The organism is Ruegeria sp. HKCCD7181 (genome assembly GCF_057221055.1).
Genome location: NZ_JBWVBC010000013.1, coordinates 69273 through 87608, shown reverse-complemented (window position 1 = coordinate 87608; position 18336 = coordinate 69273). Strand labels below are relative to the sequence as shown.

At 56.9% G+C, this 18336-nt stretch carries 13 protein-coding genes; 6 read left to right on the top strand and 7 right to left on the bottom strand.

Translation table 11 applies throughout. The features are described from left to right. Positions 1-220: 220 nt before the first annotated feature. Complete coding sequence (locus AC2TCY_RS20555; RefSeq protein ID WP_480850329.1) at positions 221-3463, bottom strand: autotransporter outer membrane beta-barrel domain-containing protein; 3243 nt, start codon at positions 3461-3463, stop codon at positions 221-223. A 100-nt stretch (positions 3464-3563) separates the two neighbouring features. Next, complete coding sequence (locus AC2TCY_RS20550) at positions 3564-4694, bottom strand: TIGR03032 family protein (RefSeq protein WP_480850353.1); 1131 nt, start codon at positions 4692-4694, stop codon at positions 3564-3566. Between the two features lie 396 nt (positions 4695-5090). Here AC2TCY_RS20550 and AC2TCY_RS20545 point away from each other — a divergent pair, with 396 nt between their 5' ends. From AC2TCY_RS20545 to AC2TCY_RS20520, 6 genes are all read left to right on the top strand, one after another. Continuing rightward, on the top strand, positions 5091-6044 hold the full coding sequence (locus AC2TCY_RS20545; protein ID WP_480850327.1) for a winged helix-turn-helix domain-containing protein: 954 nt from the start codon (positions 5091-5093) through the stop codon (positions 6042-6044). 595 nt (positions 6045-6639) lie between these two features. Further along, positions 6640-7137, top strand: coding sequence for a methylaspartate mutase subunit S (glmS, locus tag AC2TCY_RS20540; RefSeq protein ID WP_480850325.1), 498 nt, complete (start codon positions 6640-6642; stop codon positions 7135-7137). Between the two features lie 95 nt (positions 7138-7232). Beyond that, positions 7233-8702, top strand: a complete 1470-nt coding sequence (locus AC2TCY_RS20535; protein WP_480850323.1) for a methylaspartate mutase subunit E — start codon at positions 7233-7235, stop codon at positions 8700-8702. Positions 8703-8717: 15 nt separating this feature from the next. After that, on the top strand, positions 8718-9965 hold the full coding sequence (locus AC2TCY_RS20530) for a methylaspartate ammonia-lyase (RefSeq protein ID WP_480850321.1): 1248 nt from the start codon (positions 8718-8720) through the stop codon (positions 9963-9965). 1 nt (position 9966) lies between these two features. Further along, positions 9967-11133, top strand: coding sequence for a CaiB/BaiF CoA transferase family protein (locus AC2TCY_RS20525; RefSeq protein WP_480850319.1), 1167 nt, complete (start codon positions 9967-9969; stop codon positions 11131-11133). Then, a complete protein-coding gene (locus AC2TCY_RS20520) occupies positions 11130-11996 on the top strand; it encodes an HpcH/HpaI aldolase/citrate lyase family protein (protein WP_480850317.1) in 867 nt (288 codons plus the stop codon). Before AC2TCY_RS20525 ends, AC2TCY_RS20520 begins: the two co-directional genes overlap by 4 nt. Here the strand turns inward: AC2TCY_RS20520 and AC2TCY_RS20515 are convergent. From AC2TCY_RS20515 to AC2TCY_RS20495, 5 genes are all read right to left on the bottom strand, one after another. Continuing rightward, entirely contained in the window at positions 11965-12903 is a 939-nt protein-coding gene (locus tag AC2TCY_RS20515; protein ID WP_480850315.1) for a LysR family transcriptional regulator, read from the bottom strand. The genes AC2TCY_RS20520 and AC2TCY_RS20515 overlap by 32 nt on opposite strands. After that, entirely contained in the window at positions 12900-14549 is a 1650-nt protein-coding gene (locus AC2TCY_RS20510; RefSeq protein ID WP_480850313.1) for a FumA C-terminus/TtdB family hydratase beta subunit, read from the bottom strand. The genes AC2TCY_RS20515 and AC2TCY_RS20510 overlap by 4 nt, the downstream gene beginning before the upstream one ends. A gap of 427 nt (positions 14550-14976) precedes the next feature. Continuing rightward, positions 14977-15969 carry a tagatose 1,6-diphosphate aldolase gene (locus AC2TCY_RS20505; RefSeq protein WP_480850311.1) on the bottom strand — a complete coding sequence of 331 codons (993 nt, stop codon included), beginning with the start codon at positions 15967-15969 and terminating at the stop codon, positions 14977-14979. A gap of 53 nt (positions 15970-16022) precedes the next feature. Then, positions 16023-17528, bottom strand: a complete 1506-nt coding sequence (locus AC2TCY_RS20500; protein ID WP_480850309.1) for an aldehyde dehydrogenase (NADP(+)) — start codon at positions 17526-17528, stop codon at positions 16023-16025. Between the two features lie 6 nt (positions 17529-17534). Further along, complete coding sequence (locus tag AC2TCY_RS20495) at positions 17535-18332, bottom strand: NAD-dependent epimerase/dehydratase family protein (protein ID WP_480850307.1); 798 nt, start codon at positions 18330-18332, stop codon at positions 17535-17537. Positions 18333-18336: the final 4 nt, after the last annotated feature.

Sequence of the window (18336 nt, the reverse complement as noted above, 5' to 3'; positions counted from 1 at the left end):
CGTTTGTACCTATTTTGCGTATACGGTCAGAAACACTTCGGTCTCGCAACAACCCTGCAATTGGACGTCTCGCCAAATTTCTCGTTTAGTTGTTATAGGTTCAGTCGTCGCTGTTGCCCTTTAACGGCATAGGTTTGCCGCTATGGCTCAACGTCGTTACATGGCTCCTATGCGATCAGCCTACCTTAATGAGACGGTGGGCTGACGGGTTTTGCCGGGCTCAGAAGCGGATTTCGAATCCAATTTGGCCAGCGAAGCCATAGTCGTCAGAACTGCTGCCGAGCCCGGTTTCGCCTGACACTTCACCGTACATCGTGGTGTTCGCTGTGATCGTCATATGGCCACCAACGGTCAATGCTGCTGTGTTCTTGCCTCGCTTAGTCAGGATGGTGTCCTGGCCAAATGTCACGCCGGTTCGATTGTCGAACGCATGATAGTAATCAACCTGTCCAAAGACGATGCCCGTGGATACGAACGCATGTTCTACCCGCAAACCAAGACGTGCGGTCAGCGTGTCACCGTCGGCCAATGAGCCGGTCAGGCCCCCACCCGCAACGCCGACGACATCGTCTGTATCAAGGCTACTGTACATCAGTTGCGCCTGCGGGATCAGGTTCAACCCGTTTTCCAGCGCGAACGGCTTGCCAACCTCGACGGACAGGCCATACCCGTTGCCGTCAGTGTCGACTTCTGCACCACCATTGGGACGGGTTGCACCGTTGAAGTAGGCATAACGCAGCTGCCCGTCGAGATAGAGTAGGCTGTCGGCCAGCCACAACGTGCTTAGCGTCACGTCATAGGCATCAGTATCGACCTTGGCTTCCGCCAGCGAGGTACGCACCGTCGTAGACAAGCTTGATGCGCCAAATTCCAGACCGCCAACCAGCTGCCCGCCTGCGATCTCGGCCATGGGCAGACTGGCTCCGACCCGCAGGCCGCCGCTGGTTGTATCGACGTCCCGGTCATCGACGGCGTAACTGTCACGTCCACCTTCGACTTCCATCCAGATCACCGGCTGTTTCGTGGTGGTGAGGTCGTAGAGCGCCCGGCTGACGGTGTTAACCTGTGTTGAACCCCCACGCGAGCTTCCGGTCACTCGTTGTAGCGTTCCGCCCAGAGACAACCGGTCGCTGAACTGCTGGACGCTGGCGGCCAAAAAAGAACCGCCCGGGTTGTCGTTCAGCCCACCGGAATTGTCGAAGGGTGACAGGACAAATTTGCCCGTGGCCGCATCATATTCCAGCAGGTAGGTAACATCGCCGTCACTGATTGCCTGCTGACCCTCAGTGGTGACGAAATCGGCGTTTACAAGCTGGAAGTCACTTTCGGTGCTTGCGCCGGAGACAGTGGCCAGTGTGAACTCCTGCAAGACCCCATTGCCACTGCCGGATTTTTCCACCTCCAGGCCCTGGCTTGCACCCGCACTGTCGCCAGTCACAAAGATCTCGTCATTTGTCCCGGCCGTCAGATCAACGTCAAGCTCGATAGTTCCGCTGCCCGACAGGTTGCCGCCAATGGTCAGCCGGTCACCGCTTTGCCCATCGGCCAGAGAAAGCAGGCCGTCGTTGAGGACATTGCCGTTGATATCAACGGCACCCAGGCCGTTAAACCCGGCGAGGAAGCTGCCGGTTGTACTGATCTGCAATTGCCCGCCAAAGGAGAAGTCCGCGTTTTCGGCCGTAACACTGGCGTCATTACGGATGCTCAGCACGTCGAAACCCGCTGCCGCGCTGTTAAGGGTCAGGTCGCTGCCATTGTCAGCAACTAGGGTTTCCCAGTTGGTAAAGAGGGTGTTGTCGAACGTACCGGTGAAACCTGAGAGGGTCAGTTCGTCCTCGGCGCCGTCACCACCATCGAACAGCGTTGCGGCGCTGATATCGGCTCCACCGTTGACCGTAAGCGCATCCTTGCCATCATCCAGGCGCACTGCGCCTGCTACAGCTGAACCCGCCGTCAGTGTCACCTGACTATCGCCCTCATTGTTGCTGATGGCTTCGCCGGATCTGGCGGAAACTGACGCGCCGCTCTGTAATTCAATCACGGTCAGCTGACCAGCATTCGTCTGAGTGGAAATTGCGGACCCAGAGCCACCGACAAGATTGCCTGACGCAGTAACTGTCAGCGTTCCGTTGCCGTAGTTTTGCGCGAATATCGCAGCGCTGTCACCCGTGACGGTGCCGGTTGTTGTGATCGAAAGGTCAGTGCCGTAGTTACTGGCGCGAATGCCTTCCGAGCTTCCGCCCGAGACATCCGCGGCTGAAATCGTCAGCGCACCGCTGCCATTGTTGCGCGCATCTATTCCGTTCTGGCCACCATTCACCGTGCCGGTCGCGGCGATCGACAGGTCGACGCCAGAGTTGGCGGCATAAATCCCATCGCTTGAGTTTCCGGTGGCGCCAGCCGTATTGATCGTCAGTGTGCCGCTGCCTCGATTGCGTGCCCAGATTCCGTTTGCGGCACCACTGACTACACCGGACGTGGTGACAGTCAGTTCAGTGCCCCTATTGTCGGCCCGAATCCCGGTGCTGCGTTTTCCGGTGGCGTTGGCAGCGTCGATCGTCAGCGCTCCGCCGCCATAATTTCTGGCGTTTATCGCGGTGCTACCCGTGACGGTACCAGTTGTTGTGATCGAAAGGTCGGTACCGTAGTTCCTGGCGTTAATGCCTCCGAAGCTTCCGCCCGAGACATCTGCCGCTGAAATCGATAGCGCGCCAGAGCCGTAGTTTGTTCCGACAATACCACTAAGACCGCTGACCGCACCCGTCGTAGTAACGGATAAATCAGTGGCTGCGCCGGAGTTGTTCGCCGCATAAATGCCATTTCGACTTCCGGTGGCGTCCACCGCCGCGATCGTCAGAGCGCCGCTGCCACCGTTAAGCGCAACAAGGCCTGTAAATCCACCCGTTACGGCGCCGGAGGTGGTGACCGAGAGGTCGGTGCCACCATTGTTGTATGCCCATATCCCGTAGTAACCCGCTCCGGTGACGTCTGCCGCGTCGATTGTCAGCGCTCCACCGCCGTAGTTGTTTGCGACGAGGCCGGAAGTGGCACCGGTAATCGCGCCCGAGGACGTAAAGGATAAACCGCCAGTACCGGGGTTGCTTTCTACATCAATCCCCGTGCCGTATTGTGATGTGATCGTCGATCCATAAATATCCGTGAAAGTGACGTCTTCACCGCTCAGAGACACGCCATCGCCAGTGGATACATCCAGACCAAACCCGGCGCTTGTGAGGACAGAGACCGGCCCGGTGGCAGGGTGGATACTAACCGTGGTGTCCACTCCCGCAGCAGCCGGCCCGGAGCATAGATACGTGCCATCGGGCTGCAGGGCGCAACTGCCCGCCTGTGCCGCACTACCGCTGAAGGAGACGGCCACGCCGAGGGCTGAAGCCGAAACGCCGAACATCAGGTAACTGATTGATGGCGCAAAACTGGCAGCGTGCCCCTTAAGTTTTGTCATCCGCCCGCCGCGCAACAGAACCCTTTGGTTCCACGGTTGGATCGATCCGCTACTCGTCTTTTTCACAAATCCCGTCCCTTATTTTGGATGTGATCCGGTCTCACGCCGGTTTTGCTACAGTGATCAATTCTGCCGCCTCTGGAGTACTGGGGGCGATGGCCAGCGGGCAGAGATGGCCGGGCAGCAATTCGAGGTCGTAAAGCTCGGCCAACGCACCGTCGATCCGCAGCCAGTCGACGCAGGTACCGGTCTCGAGATCGATGATCTGAATGCCGCACCAAGGCGCGCTGTCGGCATCGGTTAACCGCTCGTCCAGCGCCAAACCCTCGAACCGTTTGTAGCGCGGTTTGGATAAGCCGACGAAGGCAAACCGGCCGTGCAACGCCAACCCGCGCGCAAAGCCCGGGCAGAAGACACGCGGCACAAAGCGGCCCTTGCCGTTAGGGCCGAACTCCACCTCACCCAGATCTCCAGTGCCCGAATTCAACAGCCACAGCCGTCCATTGTGCAAGCGGGGGGAATGGGGCATCGACAGACCTTCGCAGACGATATCGCCGGTCTCCACATCGATGACGATCCCGCCATCGGCGCGACGGTCGCGCCAGCCGTCGATCGTGTCTGAACGGCTAACGGCGGTGACATATCGGGGCCGGCCGTCCTGCATCGCCAACCCGTTCAGGTGGCAGCGGTCTTCGTCCACCAGTGCCGAGATAAACGGAGGCCGCCAGACTTCGCGGAAGCTGTGACGCGGGTCAGGCGTGGCCAGGCAGTTGTAGCGGGTGTTTACAAAGATCGACCGCCCATCCGCGTCGATGCCCAGATCGTGCAGATCAAGCCGCCCGGTGAACTCGCTTTGCCGAGGCATGAAGGCGGCATCGAACAAGGCGTTCATCCGTTCATGCGGCTCCAGTACATTCTGCAAATGAAGAATCTGATCATCGGCGGCCAGCGACAAACCGTGTGCCCCGTGCCGGTGTAGCCCCATAGGGCGCGGAAAGGCCATCTGATGGATGTTGATTCCGCTGTCCGGCTTGACACCGATCAGATAGAGGAGCCCGGATTGATACGAAGAAAAGGCCAGCGACAACCCCAGTCCGTTCAGCCGCGCTGCAAGACCTGTGGAAACGGAATATTCGACCTTACTTTCCGTCGCTTCCGGTATCGTACTTGTGGCTGTGCCCGTATTGATCTCTTCGGCCTGATCACTCGAAGATCCGCCCATCTGTGGCATGTTCACAACTGTTTCCACTTCACGCTAATGTAGTTTTTTGCCAATGTTCCGGGAAGCTTGAGCATCTCTCACTTATTGGCTTTGCGATTTCTTTGGCGCAAATCGCCGGTAATTGCGGTGGTATTGAAGCCCTCGCTCTGCTTTTTGTGGCACCACACAATATGGCCGTACATTGCTTCCCTGGGGCCAATTCAACCTGGCTCCAGGGAACCATTTCTCTTTACTCGTTAAGCGTGAAACTCGTTAATCGTGAAGTAACTCTGGCTTTGTACGCAGTCAGCGGCCATCAATCTGCAACATCAATTCCTATTTTTTTAACTTGAAGTTGAGTTGCGCTGTGGAATCACACGAAAATTACACCCAAACAGAAAAGAAAACGGTGTGAGGTTCTGCAGTATGAACTTTGAATCCTCTTCGATCAGCTATGGGCACTGGAGTTTCGACGTTAAGCGAAGATTGCTATATGTCGACGGCGAAGTCGTGCGGTTGCAACGAGGTGTCCTGAAGCTGTTTCAATTCCTGGTTCGCCGAGAGGGCGAAGTGGTGGCAAAAGATGAGCTTATTGAAGCTGTTTGGGACGCCCGAGAGGTCTCTGACGCCGCGATTTACAATCGGGTCAGCGCGTTGCGAAAAGCACTAGCGGATGACAAAAGCCCGGAGCATTGCATTCAATGGGAGTATGGCCGGGGACTGCGCTTTGTTCGTCCCAAATTCTCTCGCCATGAAGACACTTTTTCTGCACCTGAGATTGCACCGTCATTGACGCACAAAAATCGTGCGACCTCCGCTGGAAATGTAGACAGCCAAGAACATGTCGGACGCTTTGCGGGCACCAGTCCGCTCCAGGAATGGCAGCACGTTCTCGGGATTTACAACACATTCTATCGTACACCGTCATGGCCCAATGTGATCAAAGTCGGTGTAACGGTCTTGAAAGAGGTTGATGGTCAGGTTGCCGTTTGGACGTCGGAACGCGGCGAAGACCGCAAAGTCGGCACGAGGCAACGCGCACGCTATCAGGGCTCGGCTGTATTCATACATGGGCGTGTGTATGTGACGGAACAAAAATCTGTCCCTCCGTATTCTGTGTGCCTGTCAACTCTGGATGCGCCTCATGCGTACAGACCAGATATCATGACAGGCCTAATGCACGGCAGTTCATGGCGGTTGGGTGGTGCACCATACGCCACAAGAGTGGTGTGGCGTCGTGTACCCTCTAAAATGGGACTTCGGGCCGCACTTGAAATGTCTGGCCCGCAATTGGAAGACAATGGTCTTATCGAGCCTGCCATCCTCAATAGTATTGGGCCTGACTGTTTGACCTTTCATGAGCCGACCAGTGCCCTTTGAAGAAGCTTTCCAATAAGTGAGAGCTTAGCAAGACCAACCTCGGCGTCACCGTAATATGAGGGCGGAGCGATCAGTTCGTTAATCCGCCCGACGCGTGTCATGACTTTCCGGCCCAAGGGTTGCCATGAAGCAGAAGAAGCTGATGGGTCGGCTTCGGCTGCCTTCGCAACAAACTGCCTGCCGAAGTGCGCGTCTCAATCCCGTATGAAACGCAGATCCCGCTTGGCGCAAGAAGGCCCTCAACGTTTCTAAAGCTGAGGGCAAATCAATGGTACATCCAGACAGCATTGCCGATCACGGCACGAGAAAACGAAAGCCTTTGATGCGAGGCAGGCCTGTTAAACTCGGCATGGCACTTCGCTTCGCCATCGTTGCGAGGCCAACAACCTGACGAAACCATCTACACCTTCGCAACCTTTCTCGCCAATGAAGCAACACGGCTCCACCGGACGGATGGTCGTGTTGCGATGAGGTGGGCTTAATTCAAAACGGTAAATAAAAATTAGCAATTAATATTTTTAGATAAAAAATTTTGAGCAGCATTCGGAATCGTTTAACAACGCAGAAACAACCAACTCATCTCGGAAGGCAAAACGTGGTGCTGAACGAAATCAAAGAATTCAAAGTCGTCCTCGGGGTGATCGGCGTCGACTGCCATGCCGTCGGGAACAAGATCATCGCCAGTGTCCTGAACGCGCAGGGAATCGAAGTAGATAACCTTGGTGTGATGGTCAGTCAGGATGAATTTATCACGGCCGCCATCGAAGGTGGTGCGGACGCCATTCTGGTATCCTCGATTTATGGACATGGAGAGATTGATTGTCAGGGCTTCCGGGCGCGGTGCGAGCAGCAAGGTATCGGAGACATCATCCTGTACGTTGGCGGCAACCTCGTCATTGGCAAACGCGATTTTGCTACTGTGGAAGCGCAGTTTTGGGAAATGGGTTTCGATCGGGTCTTCAAGCCCAGCGACGACCTCGATCGAGTTTCCCAAATTCTGAAAGAAGACATTCGGGCGAAACGCCCGGCGGCATATGGTCATAATTCGGCTGCCTTGTGGAGCCAAGTCGCAGCCTACGACAAATCAACCTGACACCACCAAAATTCAAGCAACGTTCCTTCGGCGCCTTTGGCGCCGACCCAAAAGGGATGTCCTTACGAACGCTCAAGAATCGGTCTGATAAACCAATGCTCAATGCGACAGATATACTGAACACGCGCCTTGACCAGGCCACCTTCGAAGCTGAACGCGCAAAGGTTCTGTGCACATGGCCCACGGGACGCGATGCAAGTTTCAAAGACGGCGTCGCGCTTCAACAGTCGCTTTCGGAAGACAAGCGATTTTCTACCGTTTTGGCAAATGCCGAGGCTACGGGAGAAACTCTTCTGCAGCCTCGCGCGGGCGTGGCCCTGCTGCGCGAGCATACCGCGCTTTTGAACGGTCTTTCACCATATTGCGACGTGCTGCCGACAACCGTGGACGCCTATACGCGCCACAATCGTTACGACGAGGCCCAAAAGGGGATCGACAAGTCCCGCGCTGCGGGTACATCGCTGCTGAACGGGTTTCCGGCTGTTAACCATGGCGTAGACGGCTGCCGCCGCCTTGTCGAGGGCCAGTGCAAGCCCGTACAGGTTCGCCATGGGACGCCCGACGCCCGCCTGATGGCGGAAATCACGCTTGCGGCCGGATTCACCAGCTTCGAAGGTGGAGGGATTTCCTACAATATCCCCTACGCCAAGAAGATCTCTCTGGCCCAATCCATCCGCCATTGGCAATATTGCGACCGGCTTGTTGGTCTTTATGAAGAAGTAGGCGTTCGCATCAATCGCGAACCGTTCGGCCCGCTGACCGGGACGCTGGTGCCGCCCTTCGTGTCGCATGTCGTCGCCATCATCGAGGGCCTGCTGGCATTGGAGCAAGGTGTGAAATGCATCACGCTGGGCTATGGTCAGGGTGGCAACATGGCCCAGGATATCGCTGCTCTTCGCAGCCTGCGCAACCTGGCGCATCACTATTTTATGGCCGCGGGCCATGAAGACTATGCCCTGACAACGGTTTTTCATCAATGGATGGGAGGGTTCCCCGAGGACGAAGCCAAGGCAACAGCCGTGATCTGCCTGGGCGCCATGGCAGCGAAATACGCCCGTGCGACCAAGATCATTGTGAAGACGCCGCACGAAGCCAGCGGCATCCCAACGCTCGAGGCCAACAAGGCCGGATTGCTGGCAACCCGCCAGATGGTCAACATGGTTTCCGACCAGAACCGCATGGAAACACCCGAGATCGCGCAGGAAGTCGAGATGATCGAAGCCGAGGTCCATGCCGTCATGCACAAGGTGCTGGAACTGGGGCAGGGGGACATCGCCCGAGGCGCAGTGTTGGCCTTCGAAAGCGGCGTGATGGACGTGCCCTTCGCGCCGGCGAGAGCCAATGCCGGTCGCATGACACCGGTGCGCGACAATTTCGGCGCTATTCGGGTTTTTGATCGAGGGGATGTGCCGTTGCCCGTCGATGTCATCGCCTTCCACAACGACAAGATTGCGGAACGGGCCAAAGCGGAGGGGCGGGACGCTTCTTTCAAGATGGTGGTCGACGATGTCAATGCCATCTCTGCTAGCAAGCTCATCGGGCGGCCGAAAGCCGAAATCTCCTAGGATTTAAGACCAAAAATGAAGATAATAAACGCAAATTTCGCACCGGGTTTCGCGGCCTTCTACTTTGACGATCAATCCGCCATCAAGGCTGGGGCGAAGCAGGATGGCTTCACCTATATCGGACCGGCTGCGACTTCCGGCTTCGAAAGCATCCGCCAGCGCGGCGAAAGCATTTCTGTACTGTTAGAGCTTGAGAACGGCCAAATCGCTGAAGGCGACTGCTCGGCCGTTCAGTATTCAGGCGCGGCGGGGCGCGACCCGCTTTTCACCGCCGAGCGTTTCATTCCCTATTTGCAAGAACATATTGCGCCATTGCTTTTGGGTCGCGATATCGACGACTTCCGCGGAAACGCCGCGTTTTTCGACGTTCTCGAGATTGATGGTGAACCATTGCACACGGCAATCCGCTATGGTCTCAGTCAGGCGCTGCTAGACGCTGCTGCGAAAGCCAGCGGGCAACTTAAGGTCGAAATCATTTGCCGCGAGTACGATCTGCCGATCATCGCGCAGCCGCTGGCGCTGTTTGGTCAAAGCGGGGATGACCGCTATGGCGCGGTGGACAAGATGGTGCTGAAGCGGGTCGATGCGCTGCCGCACGGGCTGATCAACAATGTGCAGACCAAGCTCGGCAAAAATGGTGGCAAGTTGGTGGAATACGTTACCTGGCTGACCCGCCGCATTCAAAGCTTGCGAAAGGATGCCGATTATCAGCCGCAACTGCACATTGATGTCTACGGTACGATCGGGCTGATATTTGACAATAATGCGGAGTGCATCGCCGAATATCTGGTGGGTCTTGAAAAGCGCGCCTCTCCGTTCCAGCTCTATATCGAAGGTCCGGCGGATGCAGGATCCAAGAAAGGGCAGATCAAGTTGCTGGGCGAAATCAAATCCGCTTTGGATGCGCGCAAAAGCACCGTGCGTATCGTTGCGGATGAATGGTGTAACACATATCAAGACGTGATCGATTTCGTTGATGCGGACTGCTGCCACATGGTACAGATCAAGACGCCTGATCTGGGCAGTTTACATAACACAATCGAAGCGGTGCTCTATTGCAAACAAATGGGAGTGGAAGCCTATCAGGGCGGCACTTGCAACGAGACAGACATCTCGGCTCGCGCGTGTGTCAACGTCGCCCAGGCTACGCGGCCCCAACGCGTTCTCGTCAAACCCGGCATGGGATTTGACGAAGGCATGACTATCGTTGCCAACGAAATGCATCGCAACCTCACAATCCTGACAACTCGAAGGGCCACCTGACATGGCAGAACCGATTATTAATACCTATGAAGGCCTGGTGGTTGTGTCTGTCGAACAGGCCGTTGCAGCTCCTCTGGCCTCCTGTCACTTTGCTCAGGGTGGGGCGCGGGTGATCAAGATCGAACGTGATACCGGAGATTTCGCACGCAAATACGATGGCGCGGTGAAAGGCTCGGCTTCCTATTTTGTTTGGGCCAATCACGGCAAGGAAAGCTTGTGCCTGGATATTAAATCACCGGAAGACGCTGCGCTGCTGCACCGAATTCTCGATACGGCCGACGTGTTTATCCAGAACCTTGCCCCAGGCGCTATTAGCCGGGCCGGTTTTGGTTCGGACGTGCTGCGCGCCCGCAACCCTCGCTTGATCACTTGCGATATTAGCGGCTATGGCGAAGACGGTACCTATCAGGACATGAAGGCTTATGACTTCCTCGTGCAATGCGAAAGCGGGCTGGTGGCCGTTAATGGTGCTCCCGGAGCACCAGGCCGGATCGGCGTTTCGGTCTGCGACATCGGCGCAAGCATGAACGCGATCATCGGCATTCAAAAAGCACTGATCGCGCGTGAGAAAACCGGGCAGGGCAGCGCGGTCAAGGTATCGCTTTTCGATACTGCCGCTGACTGGATGACTGTGCCGCTGATGCATACTGTCTACACCGGCAAGGCCCCTAAGCCTGTTGGGCTGCACCACCCCTCGATTGCGCCGTATGGCGGCTTCGCCACTGCGGATGGAGAAACCTTGGCGATCTCGATCCAGAACGAACGTGAATGGAAACGGCTCTGCGCCAAAGTGCTCGACCAACCCAAACTGGCAACCGACACCCGGTTCTGCGACGCGGCCAAGCGTGTAGAGAACCGCGCAGCCTTAGATGCCATTGTTGCCGGATTTTTCCTGACGAAGACACGTGCAGAGCTGGAGCCGATGCTGCGCGAAGCGGCCATAGCCTATGGCGCTGTGAATTCTGTCGAGGACTTCGCTGAACACCCTCAATTGCGCTATACGCCCGTAACCCTGGAAAATGGAGACACCGCCCACCTGGTCGCCGCGCCGGTGCAGCATAGCTTCGACCCAGAAAAACCACGTTTCGGACGAGTGCCGGCGCTCGGCGAGCACTCGGAGGATATCCGGCGCGAATTTGGCGTAGACATTTTGGCCGCAGGCGAATGATCCGCTCCTTTCTATTCACGCCGGCGCATCAGGAACGGTTCATCGCCCGCGCCCACGAGCGGGGCGCGCATGCCATCGTGCTCGATCTGGAAGACAGCGTGCCTCTGAACCAGAAAGACATCGCCCGTGGTTTGCTGCCTGCCAGCGTTGCCCGGATGGCGGAGCAGGACGCGCAAGTGGCGGTGCGCGTGAACCGGGATCTGGCGGTTTGCGCGTCCGATCTAAAGGCGGCCACTCTTCCGGGCGTCGGCGCAGTGATGCTGCCCAAAGTGGCGGGCCCGGATCATGTTGAGCTGGTGGATGAATATCTCAGTGCATGTGAGCGCGCCGCTGGCCTCCCGGATCGGCAGATCAAGTTAATCGCCTTGATCGAAACACCTGCAGCACTGCGAAAGGCCACAGAAATTGCTACAGCGTCCCCCCGCCTTTCAGCATTGGCCTTAGGCACGGAAGATTTCTCGACCGAATGCGGCTTTGCTCCGACCTCCGAAAATCTCATTGGTCCCAGCCAGCAATTGATACTGGCAGCCCGCGTCGCCGGGGTTCAGGTTATCGGTTTACCCGGTTCCATTGCAGAGGTCAGTGACTCTTCCAAGTTTGCGGCCACTGTGCAGCGAGCAAAGGCAATAGGGTATGACGCTGTACTGTGCATTCATCCCAATCAAGTCCAAGTGGTCAACCAGGTCTTTGCCGTTACCCCGCAGGAACGCGAACAGGCCGTTCGTATCGTCACCGCCTTCGAACAGGCAATTGCAAATAACTGCGCCGCGGTTCAGCTGGACGGCAAGATGATCGATCCGCCTATCGTGGCGCGAGCACAGGCACTACTGGCTACAGATACTCCCCAAAAAAATCCTGCATGAAGTTGGGGCCGTCATCCTTGACGAACTGACGAAACTTCAGCGCTGCTGGCGACAATTTCTTGCCGTTCAGATGTAAAACGAACCAGTCACGAAGCTCTGGCATGCCTGTTACGTCCAACACGGTCAGCTTGCCGGCGCCTCGCTCCAAAGCAATTGTATGGGCTGAAATGAACGCCAATCCCATACCAGCCATAACGGCCTGTTTTATGTTGGCATTGCTGTCCATCTCTTGTGCGCGAGGCGGTGCCAACTGGGCTTCTTCAAAAAAGTGGTCATGTACCATGCGCGTCCCCGATCCGGGCTCACGCACGATAAACCTGTGTGCCGCCAAATCCGCTCGTCGAATCTTCTTGAAACGAGTCAGCGGGTGCTCCGGATGAGCGACCAGTACGTATGGGTGTTTGGCGAATTTGAAGGCCTCTACTTCGAAGCGACGGGGCATGCGTCCCATCAGCGCCAGATCAATCTGCTGGTGTTCAAGCTGCGCAATCACGCCCTGCCGGTTGGCGATTGAAATTTCTACCTTCATGTCGGGATTTTGTTTTTTGAACGCCTGAACCAGATGGGGGCCGAAATTGCGTGCTGTCGAAACCATTGCGATCCGCACCAGATTGTTCAACTCGCCCTGAAGTGCCTGGACGACTTCCTTTGCCTCACGAACGGTTTCTGTCACCCGCTCGGCATACGGCATGAGCGTGGTCGCGGCAGAAGTCGGCTGTATCGAACGCCCGTCCTTTTCAAACAAAGGCGCGCCCAGTTCTTCGCTCAGGCGTGTCATCTGCATAGAGACCGCAGGCGGGGTCAGCCCCAATTGCTCCGCTGCTCGGATGAAATTGCGGTTCTCTACCGCGGACAGGAATATCTCCAATTGCCGCAAGGTGATCTTTGATACGCCGTCTTCGCTCATCCTGGACGCTTCGTTTCAAGATTGGGTTTGCGGGTGAAGAAATCGCCCCCCTTGTTGTCGATGATGATGAATGCAGGGAAATCTTTCACTGTGATCTTAAAAACGGCTTCCATCCCGAAATCCGCAAAATCCAGCGTTTCAATGCTCTTTATCACCTCTTTGCCCAAGACCGCCGCCGCGCCGCCGACAGAACCTAAAAAGAAACCGCCATGAGTTTTGCAGCTGTTCACCACCTGCGGAGAGCGGTTGCCTTTTGCTATCATTACGCGCGATGCGCCTTGCGCCTGTAATTCGGGCACATACGGATCCATGCGCGCTGCCGTCGTTGGCCCGAAGGAGCCCGATGCATGGCCTTCCGGTGTTTTCGCCGGCCCTGCGTAATAGACCGGGTGGTCATGGATGTAGCTTGGAAGCGGTTTACCTTCCCTGATCATGCGGCCCAATTCCGCATGTACCAGATCGCGTGCCACGATCATGGTGCCCGTAAGCAAAACCGGTGTGGAGACGTCTAGATCGGACAATGCAGCGCAGATGTCGTCCATGGGTTGATCGAGATTGATCCGCCGCGCCGCGCGGGCTTCGAATTTCCGTTCGGGTAAATAGGCCGCCGGGTTGCGCTCAAGTTCTTCCAGCCAGACACCATCGCGGTCGATGCGGCCTTTGATCTGCCTGTCGGCCGAACAGCTTACACCCAGACCAACCGGCAAGCTGCCGCCGTGACGAGGCAGACGTATTACCCGAACGTCGTGGCAGAAATACTTGCCGCCGAACTGCGCGCCCAGCCCCATCTGCCGGGTCAGCTCTAAAACCTCCGCCTCTAACGCAACATCACGAAACGCGCGACCGGTCTCGTCGCCCGATGTCGGCAGATCGTCCAACTCTTTGGCCGAAGCCAATTTGACGGTCTTCAGCGTCTGCTCTGCTGACAATCCGCCGATCACGATCGCAAGGTGATAAGGGGGGCAAGCCGTCGTGCCCAGCGTGCGGATCTTTTCGTCGAAAAAAGCCAAGAGGCGCTCCGGTTCCAGCAATCGCCGGGTTTCCTGAAACAGAAATGTCTTGTTGGCCGAGCCGCCTCCTTTGGCCATGAACAGGAATTCCAATGCATCGCCGTCAGTCGCCTCTATATCGATTTGTGCCGGCAGGTTGGAGCCGGTGTTCATCTCATCGTACATAGTCAGCGGCGCCATCTGCGAAAATCGTAGATTGCGGGTTTGCCAAGTGTCCCGAACTCCCTGGCACAAAGCATCGTGAAGATCGCCTTCGATCAGCACATTTTGCCCTTTTTTTCCGGTTATTATGGCGGTGCCGGTGTCCTGGCAGCTTGGAAATTCCTGATCGGCCGAAATAACCGCGTTCTTTAATAGCTCAAGCGCCACGAACTGATCGTTTTCAGTTGCGTTCGCGTCTTCCAGGATGTCCTTGAGCTGGCCCAGATGCGCGGGCCGCAACAGATGGGAGACGTCGTCAAATGCCGCGCTGGTAAGCTGGCTGACCGCGTCATGAGACACTTTCAGAAACGTCTCGTTCTCAAACGAAACCACTCGCAAGCCTTTGGTTCCGATTTTTCGAAAACGAGTATTTGAAACTCCACGTTGAAACAGTTTGGGGAAGCTAGCAGCTGGTTCGCCGATGGAGTCATGCATTAGGTTAAATTTCCTTACTAGTTTCACAAAAGCAGTAAGAAGTTTTTATCTCATGTCAATTGCTTTCGGCGAAGAATGGACTCATCGGTAGAGAGGATTTCTCTTGGGAAGGAAACCAAAGGCGTTTTGCCAACTTCCACAACATCCGTACTGCGGGCTGTTTGTCCCGCTTCGGTAGGAGTGTTCCATCCGTCACGATGCCATTCAGATTAACTACGCGCAGGCTCAAATAGAAGCGAAAGTACATCCACATTGCGTGAGCAACGATCTGAGCAGGAAGGCGGTGGCGTTTGTCGCTGATTGAAGACGACTTCGTCGACGTCACCTACGCCCAAATCGGGTCATCGGTAAAAGAACGACAGTTGATGTGAAGACACCGGCGGAAAAAGAGCAGAGTCGCGGTTTTGGATACAATCGGGCATTCCGTTCAAAAGTCCGGATAGGACTGACAGAAGGCCGCGCCCGTGTAATGGGCTTGCATCTCTGGAATTCCGTATTCCGGGGCGGCCTGCGCCTCAGTGAGCGCATTCAGTGGCTCGACATATTCTCGGATATTGTTGGCCAAAACCGACGCCGCCTTGTTCCAATCGGGGTATTGCTCTAACGCGTCGAGCCAATAGGCGCGCCCGGCCAAGTAGCCCGAGCACCCCGCAGCATAAGCGTAACTCATAATTCGTCGAAATTGCTCCATATCCGCACCCATCGACATCATGATCCACGGGCGACCGGCAAGCTCACCTAACCTTTTGTAACAGTTCAGTACCATGTCCGAACCGTCAGTGCCGAATTCGGGAACTTCGATCGCCGGTACCGGGCTTTCGACAAGAAAGGCGTCAACGTGAAATTCAGGACGGGCAAAGGTCGCGACAGAGCCCAGCACTGTTTCACTCAGCGTGTCCGACAGTGTTCTGCCTGGATAGGCAAGCAATTCCAGAATAAACGGAATGTCAAAGTGCTTGCACTGCTCGCCCACCTGACGGACCAGATTCTGCTGATGGGCATTGACCTCGGGCGCGCCGTCTGGACGATACCAGATCAGGAGTTTCACAGCATTTCCGCCAACGCGTTTGGCTTTGCCCACCGTCCAGTCCTTGACAAGTGTTGTCTCTGTAGCCCCCGAACTGGTCTTTGGGGAATATGGATCCTCCAGTGAGATGAACAGACCTGTGTGCGGTTCCATAGCGTCGAGGCAACCAGCAATCGCATAGCCCGGATCGAGAAGCATCGCCGTCATGGAGTCCTGAAACCCTTCCAAAATCAGACGTTTGAACCGGATCATTTCCATGTCCAGATTCGCATCTGCCGCCAGGTTTGGACGCAATGCATCCCGGATCGGTGGTACCTGATCCAGAGATGTCATCCGAAAGACACCCTTTTCGTCCGTCATCCTCCGAAGCGAAAAAGCTTTTCCCATCGACATTTTGCGAATTCTCCTTCGTGGCCGTGTGGTTGTGCCAGCAAATCGCGCGGGCTTCAGGCGATTGCCTTTTCAAGGAGGGCTTCGGGCACGTTCTGATAGCAGACTGGCCTGGTGAACCGACGGATAGCCAAAGTGCCCACGGATGTTGCCCCAAAATTGGTTGATGCGGGGTAGGGACCGCCGTGAACCATGCTGTCACACACTTCGACACCGGTTGGGAACCCGTTGACGAGCACCCGCCCAGCCTTTCGTTCGAGCACTGGCAGCAGCTGGCCCGCCTGTTTCATGTCCTGCTCGTCCATTTGCAAGGTGCAGGTCAGTTGCCCGTCCAGCCCAGCTGCGATCTGCGTCATTTGCTCCATGTCACGCACCCGAACGACGATGCCCAGAGGACCGAATACCTCGTGATGCAAGTCGGGATCATTCAGCCAGGTTTCGCCCGAAACCGACAGCAGAACCGGCGCAGCGGCGCGGGTTTCACCCGTAGAACCCTTCACTTTGGTCACGCCAGCGCGACCCGTCACCTTGGCAGCACCATCGCGATAGGCCTGGGCAATACCGTCGGTCAGCATCGTCTGGTCGGGCACCTGCGCCAGCGCCACCTCAGCCGCGGCCAGGAAAGCGTCTGCTGCAGATCCATCCTCAACCAGAACGACGCCGGGGTTTGTGCAGAACTGGCCAGCGCCCATGGTCAGCGCGGCGGACCAGCCGGTTGCGATGTCGCCCGCGCGGGCTTCGGCGGCGGCGGGCAGCACAAAGACCGGATTGATCGAGCCCAATTCACCAAAGAACGGAATCGGCTCGGGCCGGGCTGCGCAGAGGTCGAACAGGGCGCGCCCGGCGCGCAGACTGCCGGTGAACCCGACCGCGCGGATCAGCGGGTGCTGGACCAGCCGGGCGCCGACCTCGATCGAGCCGCCTTGCACCAGCGAGAACACTCCGGGATGCTCACCGCAGCTTTGAACTGCGGCAGCGATGGCTTGGGCAACGATTTCCCCGGTGCCTGGATGTGCCTCATGCCCTTTTACCACCACCGGACAACCCGCTGCCAACGCCGCTGCCGTGTCACCGCCGGCGGTCGAGAATGCGAGTGGGAAGTTCGACGCGCCAAATACGGCCACAGGGCCAATGGGGCGTTGTATCATACGCAGATCCGGACGGGGGAGAGGGGTCCGGTCTGGCAAGGCGGGGTCATGCCGAAGGTCGAGGTAAGCGCCTTGTTCGATATGATCCGCAAACAGCCGAAGCTGCCCGGTGGTGCGGCCACGTTCGCCAACTAACCTAGTTTCGGGCAAACCGGTCTCTTGCGTGGCCATCTGTGTTAGTTCATCGCCGCGCGCCTCAATTTCATCGGCAATAGCGCGCAAAAGCGCCGCGCGGCGCTGCCGGCTGGCCCAACCAAAGCTGAGGAACGCAGCTTCGGCGGCTTCGACGGCCTGATCAACAAGCGCAGGTGTACCTTTAGCAAAAGACCGCGCTGGCCCGTCGACGGGGGCCGAGTTGAATTTTTCGGTGCTGTCGATCCAGTCACCGGCGATGTAGTGTTTTCCAGAGGTCATGTGGATTTAGTCCTTCATTATCGGCGCCGCTGCAAAGGCGCCGCCCTGAAATCTTGCCGAGACGTCATCCGGTGCAGGTTTTTCGACTTTCGCATCCAGCCCGGCGCGGAATTTTTCCGAATTGTCTTTGGGCGACCAACCCAGATCAGCGATCTGGCCGTTGTCCCACCAACCTGCATCGTTGTCAGAGGCCCCATAGATGATTGGGCATCCCAGCCTTTCGATTTGAAAGACCCGTGCGATCAATGCGATGAAATCATCCGGGCTGAGCCAGGTGCTGAGCATCCGATGATCTTTCGGCTCAGCGTAGCACGAGCCGATGCGCACGATGGCCGTTTCCTGCCCAAGCTTGTCGAAATACATGGTCGCCAGTGCTTCGCCGAAAACCTTGGACACGCCGTAAAGGCCGTCTGGGCGCGTCACCGAACTGGCGTCCAGTCTTTCCGTCACCTTATGATACCCGATGGTATGGTTCGAACTGGCGAACAGGATGCGCGGCTGACCCGCCTTTTGTGCTGCATCGTACAGGTTGTACATGCCGATGATGTTGCCCTGAAGAATTGGCCCAAAGGGTTGTTCGACCGATATGCCGCCCAGATGCAGCACCCCGTCGCACCCGTCCACCAGGCGATCGACAAAGGCTGCGTCCGCGAGGTCGCCAATCATCAGCTCTTCATTGGGGCCATTGAGCGGGATGTCCCGTCGTGCGGTCACGCGCAGCGATTTTGCGACGTGGTCAAGCCGGGTGCGCACCATTTTGCCCAATGCCCCGCCAGCACCGGTGATCAGTAGTTTTTCGAGCATTGCG